12 protein-coding genes are annotated in these 13,533 nt (G+C 48.3%); 8 read left to right on the forward strand and 4 right to left on the reverse strand.

The features are described from left to right. Window positions 1–39: 39 nt before the first annotated feature. The 6 genes from ACNI23_RS14835 (at window position 40) to ACNI23_RS14860 (ending at window position 6,543) form a co-directional block, all read left to right on the forward strand. On the forward strand, window positions 40–2,451 hold the full coding sequence (locus ACNI23_RS14835; RefSeq protein WP_420249832.1) for an AAA family ATPase: 2,412 nt from the start codon (window positions 40–42) through the stop codon (window positions 2,449–2,451). 18 nt (window positions 2,452–2,469) lie between these two features. Continuing rightward, window positions 2,470–3,240 carry a hypothetical protein gene (locus ACNI23_RS14840; RefSeq protein WP_420249833.1) on the forward strand — a complete coding sequence of 257 codons (771 nt, stop codon included), beginning with the start codon at window positions 2,470–2,472 and terminating at the stop codon, window positions 3,238–3,240. 44 nt (window positions 3,241–3,284) lie between these two features. Next, window positions 3,285–3,767: a LysM peptidoglycan-binding domain-containing protein gene (locus ACNI23_RS14845; RefSeq protein WP_420249835.1), complete on the forward strand. Its 483-nt coding sequence runs from the start codon at window positions 3,285–3,287 to the stop codon at window positions 3,765–3,767. A gap of 106 nt (window positions 3,768–3,873) precedes the next feature. After that, a complete protein-coding gene (locus ACNI23_RS14850; protein ID WP_420249837.1) occupies window positions 3,874–5,022 on the forward strand; it encodes an ion channel in 1,149 nt (382 codons plus the stop codon). Next, a complete protein-coding gene (locus ACNI23_RS14855) occupies window positions 5,015–5,530 on the forward strand; it encodes a cyclic nucleotide-binding domain-containing protein (protein ID WP_420249839.1) in 516 nt (171 codons plus the stop codon). The genes ACNI23_RS14850 and ACNI23_RS14855 overlap by 8 nt, the downstream gene beginning before the upstream one ends. Window positions 5,531–5,673: 143 nt before the next feature. After that, window positions 5,674–6,543 (forward strand): septal ring lytic transglycosylase RlpA family protein, encoded by an 870-nt coding sequence (locus tag ACNI23_RS14860; RefSeq protein WP_420249841.1) that lies wholly within the window; start codon window positions 5,674–5,676, stop codon window positions 6,541–6,543. Between the two features lie 194 nt (window positions 6,544–6,737). Here ACNI23_RS14860 and ACNI23_RS14865 read toward each other — a convergent pair whose 3' ends face one another. Then, entirely contained in the window at window positions 6,738–7,031 is a 294-nt protein-coding gene (locus tag ACNI23_RS14865) for an integration host factor subunit alpha (RefSeq protein ID WP_420249843.1), read from the reverse strand. Window positions 7,032–7,161: 130 nt separating this feature from the next. Then, entirely contained in the window at window positions 7,162–7,584 is a 423-nt protein-coding gene (locus ACNI23_RS14870) for an HIT family protein (RefSeq protein ID WP_420249845.1), read from the reverse strand. Between the two features lie 179 nt (window positions 7,585–7,763). Between ACNI23_RS14870 and ACNI23_RS14875 the strand changes: the two genes are divergently transcribed. Both ACNI23_RS14875 and ACNI23_RS14880 read left to right on the forward strand, forming a co-directional pair. Then, complete coding sequence (locus tag ACNI23_RS14875; protein ID WP_420249847.1) at window positions 7,764–8,798, forward strand: elongator complex protein 3; 1,035 nt, start codon at window positions 7,764–7,766, stop codon at window positions 8,796–8,798. Window positions 8,799–8,969: 171 nt separating this feature from the next. Next, on the forward strand, window positions 8,970–10,637 hold the full coding sequence (locus ACNI23_RS14880; RefSeq protein ID WP_420249848.1) for an FAD-dependent oxidoreductase: 1,668 nt from the start codon (window positions 8,970–8,972) through the stop codon (window positions 10,635–10,637). 129 nt (window positions 10,638–10,766) lie between these two features. Here the strand turns inward: ACNI23_RS14880 and ACNI23_RS14885 are convergent, their stop codons facing one another. Further along, window positions 10,767–11,648 carry an alpha/beta fold hydrolase gene (locus ACNI23_RS14885; protein WP_420249850.1) on the reverse strand — a complete coding sequence of 294 codons (882 nt, stop codon included), beginning with the start codon at window positions 11,646–11,648 and terminating at the stop codon, window positions 10,767–10,769. A gap of 34 nt (window positions 11,649–11,682) precedes the next feature. Continuing rightward, window positions 11,683–13,245 carry a hypothetical protein gene (locus tag ACNI23_RS14890; RefSeq protein WP_420249852.1) on the reverse strand — a complete coding sequence of 521 codons (1,563 nt, stop codon included), beginning with the start codon at window positions 13,243–13,245 and terminating at the stop codon, window positions 11,683–11,685. Between the last annotated feature and the right edge of the window lie 288 nt (window positions 13,246–13,533).

Below are 13,533 nucleotides of genomic sequence, written 5' to 3' on the forward strand. Positions count from 1 at the left end.
AAACCGGACACTGATTTAATAGAGGAAGCTTAGAAAGATATGACTAGTTATGAATTGACTCTTGATAGACTCACATCCAGACAGAACCCGTCTGAAATCAAGTATACATCCAGCACAGAAATACCTGAATCAAAATATGATTACGACCAGTTCCAGCCTCGGGCCCTGCAGGCATTCCGCATGGCCCTTGCTATCAAAGGAACCTGCCATAACCTGTATCTTTCCGGGGACCCCAACCTTGGCAGAAGCTACTTTGCCCGCGAATATTTTCAACTGCGTGCTGCCAAACAGGATACTCCACCGGATCAGCTCTATCTGCACAACTTTTCCCAGCAGGACCATCCCATTTCGGTCAGTCTTCCGGCCGGACAAGGTACAGAATTCAAAAACGCCATGTCCGAGACAATTTCCCAGATTAAGGAGCAGTTGCCTGCGTGGTTTGAGAGGGAGCCGCATATAAAGGCCCTTGAAGAGATTTCCCGCAGCTTTCAGGATGAACGCGAAGATCTTTTCGCTAATATGGAAGAGCTGGCCAAGGGACGCGGTTTCAGTCTTGAAATAGATGACCACGGTGGCCTTACCCTGATCCCGTTGGTGGAAGGGCGTATTTTAAATGACGACGAGTTCGAGCGCCTTGACCCGGAAGTGCGTAAAAGGCTGCGCAATGAGGCTGATGATCTGTTGACCGAAATGACTACCATACTGCGCCGGATCAGCAAAACCGAAGAAGGTTTTCGCAAAGACGAGCGCAAGCTGCATCAGGATTCTGCAGCGGAATTACTCAAAGATCTGATGGCCCCGCTTCATGAAAACTTCGATGAATTTGAGAAAATCAAAAGCTATCTGGGTGACCTGGAAGATGAGCTGCTCGACAATATTGAACTGTTCATGCCCAAGGACCCACAACCGGCATCCCTTATTCCGGGATTGCAACTTCCGGAAGCTTCTCCTGTGGAAGAACTTTTCGCACGGTTTGAGGTTAACCTGCTGGTCGACAACAGTAAGACCAAAGGTGCTCCGGTGGTCATGGCTGATCACCCGACCCTGTTCAACCTTCTCGGTTCCATTGAAAGGGAATCGGAAATGGGCGCCCTGTATACAGACTTCACCCTTATCCGGGCCGGAGCCATCCACAAGGCCAACCACGGTTATCTCATTGTTTACGCCGATGACATCCTGACCACTCCGTCTTCATGGGAAGGCCTGTTACGCGCATTGCGCACCGGACAGGCCAAAATCGAAGATCCGGGCGACGGAGATCAAGTCCGTACCAAGACCATTGAGCCGGAACCGATCCCCCTTGACCTGACCGTCATTTTGATCGGTTCTGAAGAAACATACGAAATATTACTGTATAACGACGAACGATTCGGAAAATACTTCAAGCTCAAGGCTCACATGCAACTCAGCGCCAAGCGCAACGCAGATAATGTAGAGCGGTTCGTAAGGGTTCTGGGTAAGATTATTCATGATTCCAAGCTGCAGCCTTTTGACCGTGAATCACTGGCAAGGATTGTGGACTACTCCAGCCGTCTGGCTGAAGACCAGAAAAAACTCTCCCTGCGCATCCCCTTGATCAAGGAAATGATGGTTGAAGCTTCTGCCCTTGCAAAACTTGACGGTAAAGAGATGGTTGACCTTCCGGCATTAGAGGAAGCCATCTCCATGAAGGACTTCCGCTCCAATCTTTATGAAGATGAATACATGAACGAATATGACCGTGCGGTCATCAAAGTGGAGACTTCCGGAGAGGGAGTCGGCCGGGCCAATGGACTTTCAGTTACCCTTTTCGGTAACTACGAATTCGGCCTGCCGCACCAGATTTCCTGTACCATCGGCGTAGGACATGGCGGAATTCTCGACCTTGAACGCGAAGCGCGCATGGGCGGTCCTATCCATACCAAGGGTATGATGATCATCAAGAGCTACCTTGTAGGACTTTTCGCACAGGACAAGCCTATCGTACTTACAGGATCCCTCTGTTTTGAGCAGAGTTATGCCGGTATTGAAGGTGACTCTGCGTCCGGCGCCGAACTTGCGGCTCTCCTGTCCGGTCTTTCCGGAGTGCCCATAAAATTCGATTACGCCTTCACCGGAGCTGTCAGCCAGTCCGGGGCCATTATGGCTGTAGGCGGAGTAAGCCGCAAAATCGAAGGTTTTTTTGAAGTCTGCCGCCGCAGGGGACTGAACGGGAAACAGGGTGTTATCATTCCGGCGGATAATGTGCTAAACCTCATGCTCAGAAGTGAAGTTGTTCAGGCCGTAGAGAACGGCGAATTTCACATTTACCCGGTCAATACCATCGAGGAAGCCATCTTCATCCTCACCGGTATGGATGCAGGTGGCCGGGACGAAGACGGCAAGTTTCCCGAAGGAACCCTTTACCGCAAAGCCGACGAAAGACTGGCGGAGCTGGCAAAACTGGCCAGCCTTGCTGAATGTAAAAAATAAATCCGACAGGAAAATCCTATGTCCAATTCATGGATAAAATCGAAGATGCCCGAATTTGTGCGGGACACTTTCAGAGACTTCTGCCTTGCGGGCAGTGCGCTGGAAGAGCAGTTCGAGACATTCGACCGCGAAGGAAGCGTCAGCTTTGAAGTGCTTGACGACCTAATCGGAACCAAAATGAACAAAGGTCTGCTCTGGCGTTTAAAAGATACAGCCCACCTGCTTTTCCGTAATGAAGAAGGTGATCCCCTTTCCGGACGTTTTCTTGACTGGGGTATGGGCTATATTTTTCATGAAGCCTTTAAACTTCGGGAAGATGCCTATCAGAACCTGAACTACGCCCCGCTTTTCTCAAACCTGCGCGGCAAAGACACCGCTCTGCCTGAATCAGTGATCGGACAGGACTTTGTTCAGGTTGTTGAGCAGACCGAAGAAAGTATGGAAAGAGAAATAAGCCGCATAAGATTTATTATTGCCCGCTGCCGTAGACTCTTTCCGATTTACTTGAAAAGCCATAAGGATAATGCCCTTCTGGGCAGGTTGCTTTTTTATCAGAACCATCTTGTTCATGAAGTTTTTCGTGAAGAATACGAAATGCTTATCGACACAATATATGAAGATGAACCTGAAATGCTGTATGTTCTTGCATCACGAAGTCTACGCCTTGGGGGGTGGATGGACAAGGCTATAGAGGCCACAGGACTTGCCTTTAAATTAAACCCAAGCAACCCTAGGGTGTTGCAAGAAAAAGAAATAGTTGATAATTGGACGAAAACAGTTAAAGTATGACTAAGCAAGCGAACAATTCTAAATATCGCAGGAGGCCTTGAAAAATGAAAAAACTGATCATGCTCGCAATCGCATTCAGCCTGATGTTTACATTAGGATGTGCTAAAAAGCAGGTCCAGCAGGAAGATGTTGTGGTTGTTGAGGAAACTGAAGTTGTAGTTGTTGAGGAAGAACCCGCTGCAGAAGTTGTTCCTCCTACTCCCATGGAAATCTATGAAAGTGAGTACAAAACTCTGCCCACTTCCCACGTAGTAACCAAAGGCGAATGCCTCTGGTGGATCTCTGAATACAAACAGATTTACAACGATCCTTTCATGTGGCCGCTTATCTACAAAGCCAACAGGGACCAGATCAAGAACCCTGACCTGATTTATCCCGGTCAGTCTCTTGAAGTACCCCGCACTGGCTCCACCCTTGACGAAGTTAAGGAAGCCCGCAAACAGGCAGGTGCTTCCTGGAAAGCCCTTGAGCCCGCTGAGAACGCAATGGTTCCCGGTGAAATGAAGGCAGCTCTCGGTTACCTGTAGAAATACAAGTATACGAATGTACAAGCCCGGTTTCCTTTTCAGGAAACCGGGCTTTCTTTTTTCCTTTCCCTTGAACCCGGCCGTGATAAAAGGTTATAGTTAATCAATGAAATTTACTAACTGGCTACGTTCGGGGTTCGGCAAGCTGGTCATTGCCACCGCTTTACTCCTGCTCTTAAGCACATTCGGATTCTACTGGATAGAACTGAGCGAAGGGGAGGATGCCCGGATATCCCATGCCTTCTGGTGGGCCATCGTAACCCTGACCACAGTGGGTTACGGCGACATGGTGCCAACCACCATACCGGGAAGAATCCTCGGCGGACTGGTCATGATCTCCGGCATCGGGCTGGTGACCTCACTCACCGGTAACATGGCTTCCATGCTGGTGGAGCAGAAAGCCAAAAAACGCAAGGGGCTGTTATCCGTGAAAGCCAGCGATCATGTAATCATACTCGGATGGAACGACTATGCATTTGGGCTGATCGACTCCCTTAGTGAACAGACAGCTCCCAAAAAACTGCAATTGGTTATTGTCAGCGACCTTGAAAGTCAGATCAGGGATGAAATCGCCTTTAAACTGGATATGGGCGAACGGCTTAATTTCGTACACGGAAATATTAGTCAGGCCAATGTAATCTCCAGAGCCAACCCGGGCGAGGCCCGTAATGTATACGTGCTCTGCCAGAATGGAATGGACAACAAGGAATCAGATCAGCAGGCAATATACGCGGTTCTTGCTCTACGGACTCTGGCCCCAAAAGTCCCGGTTTACGCTGAGATCGCCCGCCATGAAAACAAAGAGCACCTGCTCCGCGCAGGAGCCAATGAAATCCTTGTACGCGGTGAAATTTCCGGACGAATGATGGGCATGATGGGTGCAAGCCCTTCCATGTGGTCATTCTTCCGCAACCTGCTGGGCATCGGTGAATCAGGAATGCTTCAATTTCGCCCCTGCAATGCCGAGGAGCGGCAGATGAGTTGGGGGGAACTCAGCATTAAGGTAAGAAACAGCAGCGGATGCCTGCCGGTGGCGGCCTGTAAACTGGGCAAAAACCTGACCCTGCAGGATGTGCTCGATGAAGGTTCCGCACTGGACCAGTTTATTATGGAATTGTTCAAAACATCCGGGCAGGACACCTCACTGGGGATGCAGGGACCGAAGGTCCAGATGAATCCTCCGGACAATGAACTCATGGAAGAATATGACGCCCTGCTGGTCATAAGTGCTCCGGGAGGTCCGGAACATGGCTGATTACTGGAAGTCTATCCCCCTTTTCCAAAATCTCGAGGAGAAAGAACTCCAGCAGGTTAAGTCTATTTTTGCCAATATTGCGGTACGCTCCGGCACGGAAATCATCTCCGAGGGAGAGGAAGGAGATGAAATGTTTATCCTCGTGGATGGAAAAGTCCGCATCACCAAGGCCATGCTCATGAAAGGCATGTCCTTACCGTTAAGTGAGATTAAAAACACCTGTAAGGTTCTGGCCAACCTTGATGACAGCAGCTTTCCCATGTTCGGAGAAATAGCCCTCATTGACCGCGACCAACGCTCTGCGACAGTCACCGTGGTGGAAGATTCCGAGTTTCTGGTCACTGACCGCTTGAAATTTTTTGACTTTGTGGAAAATCACCCGCAAACAGGGTCTAAGCTACTTATGACTATCGGTAAGCGGCTTACTGCAACAGTACGCCGCAACAATAATGAACTGGTAAAATTGACCACTGCGCTTGCACTCGCTCTATCACGAAGCGGGCGCTAAGTATTTCTAAATCAAATAAGACTTCAATCCATAATATAATTCATTAAACTGGACTTTACCCCATTCAACAACTATGGATGAATTACCGATTACTTCCTCAGGACATCGGTAAATAAAGATTTTTCCATATGACGGAGGCTCTAATGTCCAGATATGTACTTCTGCTTGCAGTCCTGCTGCTGCTCATTCCCGCAGGCTGTGCAAAAAAGAAAATTTATTCCACTCCCGCAATCACTCATCATAAAGTGAAGAAGCAGGATTCCCCTAATGTAGTCAAACCGGTCCTGAAAACAGACCCGTACACCGTACATGGCCGGACCTATATTCCCCATCTCAGCTCCAAAGGCTACAAAGCTCAGGGACTGGCTTCATGGTATGGCGACGACTTTCACGGCAAGACAACAGCCAACGGCGAAACATATAATATGTACGCCATGACCGCTGCCCACCGGACTCTGCCCATGGGCACCATGCTTGAAGTCACCGACCGTTCCAGCGGACGTAAGGTAATCGTCCGGATCAATGACCGCGGTCCTTTTGCCGATCCAGACCTGCGAATTATCGACCTTTCATACTCTGCTGCATCCAAGCTCGGCATTGTGAACAAAGGTATCACCCCGGTTGAACTGCGCGCCATTGAAGATGTCAATGTGGAACCAGTAGAGGCCACTGAAATTGTAGCTGCGACGGCAGCCCCGGCGGAAGAGGCTGTAATGGAAGAAACTGTACAGGCCGCACCTGAAGTTGAAGAAATCATCATCACTGAAGAAGCGACTGCCCAGGCCCACTATTACATTCAGGTGGGTGCATTCACCGACCATGACCGTGCCCAAAATGTGCTGCAATCCCTGCGCGACAGCGGATATAAGGAGTCACGCATGGTGGAAGTGAACGTAAACGGACAGAGCTTCATGCGAGTTCAGGCGGGATACTTTTACAACATCCCGGCAGCTGAAGATGCCATAACCACTTTAGGTGATGAATACGGCAACGTAATTCTTGTCACTGAATAGTTCCCCAAAATACTAAAACAAAAAAACGCCCTGTCGGTTCGACAGGGCGTTTTTTTTGTACACATCAAATCTGAAAAGACCCTACCTGATAAATTGCACAAAAGTATGAATCAGGAGCCGGGTAAAAGCCCGGCTCCTTTGTTTCATCACAAAATATCAAAGCGGAAGAAATCCAGACTGCAATGCAGGCTGTTCTATCCGTTCAGTTCAGCCCTGAACTTGCGGGAGAGCCTGAAAACAACAACCTTACGCGCAGGCAGGGTGATTGCTTCATTGGTCTGGGGGTTGCGTCCCTTACGAGCATTTTTGTCGTAAGCTTCAAATTTACCGAAACCACTGACCAACATGGCGTGATCTTTTTTCACGGCCTGCTTCATGATGTCGAGGATGGATTCAACCAGTTCCTTGATTTCAGCTCTGTTCCGGTCAGTCTTTTCGTAGATGTAGTCAACAACGCTGGCTTTAGTAAGGGTGTTTCCGGTAGCCATTCCTTTCCTCCGTTGTCCCCGGCCCTGCGGGCAGGGGCGGCGGTTTTAATGTTAACCGTGCCGACAAAAGAGCCGAACACGGCGATTCAGGTAAAAAGGCGTTATCGTCTGAGAATAAATTACTATTAATTTATCCCATTATCATCTTTTCTATCTTTTGGGCAAGCGCCGAGGCTTCATCCATACTTTCATATTCACTCTGGGACCAGTGGACGAAACCGTCCTCTTTAAATCTGGGAATAAGGTGAAAATGGGCATGGAAGACCAACTGTCCTGCCGCTTCATTATTGTTCATAATCAGGTTTAAGCCATCAGCGCCTGTTGCCTTGACTATGGCGTCCCCGGCAAGCTGGGCGGCGGTGATTATATCCTGCCCCAGTTCTGCGGGCAGATCCCAAATATTTTCACAGTGCTGCTTTGGGATAACAAGGGCATGACCTTTATTGACCGGCCCGATATCCAGAAAGCTAAGCACCTTGTCAGTTTCATAAATCTTAAAGCAGGGAATTTCCCCGGCCACGATTTTACAGAAGATACAATCCTGATTACTCATAATGAATACTGCTGCTGTTCCCACAGTTGCATGTTAAAACAAATAGTCTTAAACCGATCCTGAAAACTTCAAGAGACAGTTATATTTAAATAAATAACCGACCACGTTTTTTTAATCAAGCTAATTTATTAAACAAAGGCATGATTTGTCTTATTTTTTCGGTCAAACACAATTAAGCTATGAGCACTACATTTTTCGAACATCCGGAACCGCCTCACAAGAAGACCCGCATCTGGCCGGTTTTTATGCCTTTTATGGGTTGTCCAACAAAATGTATTTATTGCTCCCAAAATAGACAGACTGGAACAACAGCTAAGACATTAAGCGAAATATATCAAGATATTGAGCATGAAATCCCCGAATTTTTCACTCAAGGCAAACGCAAACCACTTGAAATGGCATTTTTCGGCGGAACTTTTACCGCACTTCCCTTTGAATGGCAGCAACGTTTCATTTCTCTTGCCGCAAAATTCAAACAACAGGGTTTCCTGACCAAGGTACGCTGCTCCACAAGACCGGACTGTATTGAACCAGATCAGATTTTAAAACTGCGGGAATCAGGACTGGACATGATTGAACTGGGTATCCAGAGCTTTTCAGCAGAAATCCTGCGCCGTTCTGCACGCAACTATTCTCCTGAAACCGCTATCAATGCCTGCCGCACCATCCGGAAAAGCGGCCTGTCGTTAGGTATCCAGCTCCTGCCCGGGCTACCCGGAACAAAGCACGGAGATTTTCAACACGACATCAGCCAAACCATCGCACTCAATCCCGATGCAGTGCGCATCTATCCCTGCCTGACGGTTAAAGGAACCGGACTGGAAAAATTATACCGTGCAGGTAAATACACACCGTGGTCCCTGAACCGGACTGAAGAGGAGCTTGCTCCTGCCCTGCTACGTCTCTGGCAGCACAAAATTCATGTTATCCGCATAGGTGTTGCCCACGAAGAAGGCTTCGAAGAAAACATCGTAGCCGGTCCTGTCCATCCGGCTCTGGGGCAGAAGATCCGCTCCTTGGCTCTTTACCTTTTTCTTCGTTCGCAACTGGCTATGCACGGTTCAAAACCTGCGCACCTGATCGTCCCCCAACAGTATTCAGGTGAACTCTGGGGACATAAAGGCAGTCTGAAACCCATTTATGCCAAGCTCGGAATCACTCCTGCCAACACGGAGTTCATTTATGGCAGTCAATTTACGATTGTCTTTAAATAACTATAGTTCTCATTGCTTTCAATAATCATTACTGATAACTAAAAGGAGTTGATTTGGGGAAAACCCTTTTCCGAACCTGTAAAATAAGTCATATTAATGAAAGAACTATACTATAGTTGATAAGACGATTATCGCCCGCCGATCGAAGCGGGATCAATAAGGAGGCTGAACATGAGCACACTGAGCGCAGAAGAAAAATACCGCAATTTCATTCCTGAAGAGAGCCGTGAATACCTTGAAAAACTTTTTGCCGAATTCAAACGCACTGTAACTATTGAAGTTTACACTACCGAAGGTGAACACCGCGAATACAATGATTTTACCCTGAACATCTGTCGTGCTTTCAATGTGATCAGTGATAAGATTGAATTACGCGAATATGCGGTAGACAGTGAAATGGGTAAAAACCGCAATATTATCGCCACCCCCACCGTACTTATCTCACCTGATGAATACGATATCCGTTTTCTGGGTGCCCCCGCCGGAGAAGAAGGCCGTTCCTTGGTAGAAGCTCTGAACCTCGCTTCCAAAGGTGCAGACGGAATTTTGGAATCTACAAAAGAGATACTTGAGCCGCTGGAAGAAGACCGCCTGATCAAAATATTTGCCAGCCCGACCTGCCCCTATTGTCCCGGACAGGCCATTAACGCCTTCAAAGCTGCCGTTGCCAGACCGGACAAAATATCCGCATGGAATATCTCCACCCTTGATAATGAGAACATGGCCCACGAATACAAGGTCGGCTCCGTGCCGCATACTGATATTAATGACACAGTGACTTTCACCGGATTGGAACCGGAAGAAAAATTTATGCTTCAGCTGCTTTTCCTTAAGCCACTTGAAGAAGTAATTGAAGAGCAACGAGCTGCAAAAGCAGAAACTGCTGAAGAAGCTGTTTACGAAGATATTGATCTGGTCATAATCGGCGGCGGACCGGCAGGAATGAGCGCCGGGATTTACGCCAAGCGGAGCGGGCTGAGTTGTATTATCCTCGAAAAGCAAGGTGTGGGCGGACAGGTTGCTCTGACTCCCAAGGTTGAAAACTACCCCGGGTTCACCAATATTCAAGGCTTTGAGCTGGTGGAAATTCTAGGTTCCCATGCTCGTGAATACACCGAAATCCACCAATTCGCAGAAGTTAAGGACGTTAAATATGGTCCTCGTATTGAAATCGCCACCGATGAAAAGCACTATCGAGCCAAGGGTGTCCTGCTTGCGACCGGTGTAAATGTGCGCATGCTCGGCGTTCCGGGTGAAGACAAATTTTACGGTCATGGTGTCAGCTATTGCGCAACCTGTGACGGAAACTTCTACAAGGGTGGCAAGGCTGTCATAGTCGGCGGCGGTAACACCGCGCTCACCGACGCTCTGCACCTCAAACATCTGGGCATCGAAACCACAATTGTTCATCGCGGTGATAAATTCAGGGCTGAAAAAGTTCTACAGGATTCCGTAAACCGTGATGGGATCAATATCATCTGGAACAGTCAGGTTACCGAAATAATTGGTGATGATCAGGTGGAATCAGCGCGCATTGTTAATAAAGACGGCACTGAGACCATTCTCGATACTGATGTAGTTTTCGTTGCCATTGGACATACCGCCAACACCGAGCTTGCTGAAAAACTGGGATGTGAATTACGCCCGGATGGTTTCATCAAGGTTGATCCCACCCAGCGCACCAGCGTGGAACGGGTTTATGCTGCCGGAGACGTGACCGGAGGCGTGCGCCAGATCATCACCGCCACCGGACAGGGAGCTGCCGCAGCACTGACCGCCTTTGATGATTTCACCAGACTCTTTGATGACATCAAGGAAAATGGTAAGAATATTTGGTAGATGCCTCCGGAGCCCAGAGAACCTTTTTGGAACAAGTTCTCTGGACTCTTTCAAAAATTTTATTAAGGCTTCGCCTCATATAAAAAACAAGCGTCCTGTTTTTTTAAAACAGGACGCTTTGCTATTAAATTAGTTCGGAAACAAATCCTGCTCCGTCGCAAGAAAATTATTCACTGTTCGTCCAAGGCCAACAGGGTCCTGATACATAAGCCAGTGAGTTGCATTCCTGTAGCGTACCAGCCAACTTCCTTTTACCTGTTTCGCTATTTCAGCAGACAGCTTCTCAGGCAGAATATCATCATCCAGACCGGAAATGATCAGCGCAGATTTATCAAGCCTGTTAAGCCGTGAACAACATCCATCCCACTCTATCATGGCATCAGCCTGAGCCTGAATTATTGACGTGTCTGGAGGACTTGCCGGACGTGGTAGTCTTGCGTAAGCATCAGGATTCTTTTCAATCCAACCGGACGGGAAGAAATGGCTCAGCAACTCTTTGACATCCATCTTCAACAATTTTTGGGTAATATCTGCAACAGGCTTGGCTTCGCAGGAAGCACCAAGTAAAACCAGCTTCCCAACTTTGTCAGGATAATTAAGCGTCATTTCCTGAGCAATCAGCCCGCCCATGGACCAGCCGAACACATCCGCTTTCGGATAGCCGAGTTCACGTAACAACCCGGCACTGTCCACGGCCATGCGGGAAATAGTAACTTCCTCAGTCCCATTACTTGAGCTGCCCATACCCCGGTTATCAAAGATGATCACCGTATGCTTTTTCCCTAATTCTCGAACCAGTTGCGCATCCCAGAGATCCATAGTCCCGGCAAAGCCCATGACCATAAGCAGTGGTGGTCCCTCGCCAAAAGTTCGGTAAGCGAGCTGCACATCATCCACCTGCACTACGGATTTCGGCAAAGGAGTAAGATAGTGTACGGAATCGGGCAGGTTCTTTTGTACACATCCGACCAATAATACAAACAGGAAAAGAGGAACGATCAAACGACGCATACGGTCTCCGTTTCTAAAATTTCATATCAGATTACTATTCATCGTTCTTTTTGGAAAGCTGATCGGCTTCAGCCTCTTCTGCTGCCTCATGCTCACCAATTTCATCTTCCTCCGTAATCTGGTTAACAGGTTCTGTCTCGACAGGAGTATCAAGACCCTGCCCATTGGGTTCAGGCTGTTCTTTCTTTGCTTCGGCTTTCCCGAAATGATCCGTAATAACCTCATTGCGTACCTTGGTTACACTGAAAGGTTCGCCCTTACTGACCAGCACAGCCACGCGGTGCAGAAAATCACGGATAGCCGCCGCTCGATCACGCAGATCACCGCAAACGGTCTCACACCTTTCACTTATATCGCGCAGGCCGTTAACCATAAGCCGGGATTCAGGATTATCCTTAAGCATAAACAGTGTAGTCAGCATTGATGCATCAGCTCCACCCAGCCCGTCAGGAATAGCAGCATAAATCTGATATTCTTCACTGATCGCATCCTCAACCATTGCCTGCACAATCGTAACCAAAGCATCATCAGTTCCCATTTCATCTTTGCGGCTGAAAATACGCAACCACATGGAACGCATTTCAGCATCAAGACCGGAATCTAATATATCTGATGTACTTAACACCCCTTCCATAAATCTTTTAAACAATATCCGGCAGGCCAGGTTAACCCGCTCTTTCTCACCGTTGAGCTGCGCTCTTTCACGCAATTGGCGGTCAGCCGTAATCATTTCCCTAAGCTCACGGCGCATTTCAGCATCCTTCAGGTCTTCCAGTTCTGCTTCAACCTGCTCATCAGCCAGGTCACGCAGGGAGTAAAATTCCTGCTTCATATGCTGGTTACGGGCCTGCGGTTCAAGCATTTCGTAGAGCCGTTCGTAGTGGCCTTCGCCCAACTGCTCTTTCCAGCTCTTGCACAGAATCAAGGCAGTCACCGGATCTTTTATCCCTATTGCTTCCAATGCCCCGGCATACATGGCCTGCTTTACGGTAAGCAAACGCAGTTGCAAAAGTTCAGGATTGCTACCCCTGTATAGCCGCAGAATAGCCCCTTCCAGCAGACGTTCCCCATGCATCAGCGAAGCAGCGTCAGGACTGAGATTAACCGCCTTGAGCACGGAATCTATGGTTGCTGCGGCTGTGGCTTCCTTCCAGTTCTGATATTCCTGACTCTGGTGCCGGGCAACGGCATCTACTGCTGTCATGCGCCGTGATTCCAGAATATCCATAAACCGGGTCCGGCATTCATCATCGGGAAGTCCGTCGCGCAGCCTTCCTCCTTCTTCTGTAAAATAATCGTTGACCTCAAACACTGCCGACTGGGCTTCGCCAGCCCGTAATTCCATCAGCCCTGATTCAGGATTCGCCAGAATATCCTGCAAACCGCTTTCAAAACGGTTGTAAGCATCTAAAACCCGCAAGTCGCGCTCTTCCTCTTCCCGGTCCCGAGCACGCTGCAACAATTCGGGCTCAATATTTTCCAACGCTTTCAACTTCTCCAGTTCAGGACTTACGCCTTCTTCCGCTTCAGTCCCGAACAAGCCGTCAGCAGCCAGTCCCTTTACAAAGTTACCACCTTTTGAATTTACGACCTTCATTGTCAATTACTCCTGTTACGTATTGATTTAAAAGACAAAATCACGGACACAGGAGCGCAAAATAGCAAAGAGGGCGGACCGGAGTCAGGTAACTCAGGTCCGCCCTCTTTTGGCAATCTTAAGAATCTCATCCATTCAACAGATACATCCACTACCTGCTGAATATCGGGAGTTTTTAAACCCTTTCAGGAGAAGGGTATAAAACCGGCAGCGGTAAACATCCCGGACCGCCGCCGGTCTATTGAACTGGTTTATAAAACGCACTTAAAACAAATTCTTACGAATTTG

It is taken from the genome of Maridesulfovibrio pacificus (SeqCode) (genome assembly GCF_048612815.1).
Classification (GTDB): Bacteria; Desulfobacterota; Desulfovibrionia; order Desulfovibrionales; family Desulfovibrionaceae; genus Maridesulfovibrio; species Maridesulfovibrio pacificus.

Excerpts from the sequence above, each read along its gene's own strand:
- ACNI23_RS14835 (WP_420249832.1), top strand. The coding sequence starts at position 40 with ATGACTAGTTATGAATTGACTCTTGATAGACTCACATCCAGACAGAAC.
- ACNI23_RS14840 (WP_420249833.1), top strand. The coding sequence starts at position 2,470 with ATGTCCAATTCATGGATAAAATCGAAGATGCCCGAATTTGTGCGGGAC.
- ACNI23_RS14845 (WP_420249835.1), top strand. The coding sequence starts at position 3,285 with ATGAAAAAACTGATCATGCTCGCAATCGCATTCAGCCTGATGTTTACA.
- ACNI23_RS14850 (WP_420249837.1), top strand. The coding sequence starts at position 3,874 with ATGAAATTTACTAACTGGCTACGTTCGGGGTTCGGCAAGCTGGTCATT.
- ACNI23_RS14855 (WP_420249839.1), top strand. The coding sequence starts at position 5,015 with ATGGCTGATTACTGGAAGTCTATCCCCCTTTTCCAAAATCTCGAGGAG.
- ACNI23_RS14860 (WP_420249841.1), top strand. The coding sequence starts at position 5,674 with ATGTCCAGATATGTACTTCTGCTTGCAGTCCTGCTGCTGCTCATTCCC.
- ACNI23_RS14865 (WP_420249843.1), bottom strand. The coding sequence starts at position 7,031 with ATGGCTACCGGAAACACCCTTACTAAAGCCAGCGTTGTTGACTACATC.
- ACNI23_RS14870 (WP_420249845.1), bottom strand. The coding sequence starts at position 7,584 with ATGAGTAATCAGGATTGTATCTTCTGTAAAATCGTGGCCGGGGAAATT.
- ACNI23_RS14875 (WP_420249847.1), top strand. The coding sequence starts at position 7,764 with ATGAGCACTACATTTTTCGAACATCCGGAACCGCCTCACAAGAAGACC.
- ACNI23_RS14880 (WP_420249848.1), top strand. The coding sequence starts at position 8,970 with ATGAGCACACTGAGCGCAGAAGAAAAATACCGCAATTTCATTCCTGAA.
- ACNI23_RS14885 (WP_420249850.1), bottom strand. The coding sequence starts at position 11,648 with ATGCGTCGTTTGATCGTTCCTCTTTTCCTGTTTGTATTATTGGTCGGA.
- ACNI23_RS14890 (WP_420249852.1), bottom strand. The coding sequence starts at position 13,245 with ATGAAGGTCGTAAATTCAAAAGGTGGTAACTTTGTAAAGGGACTGGCT.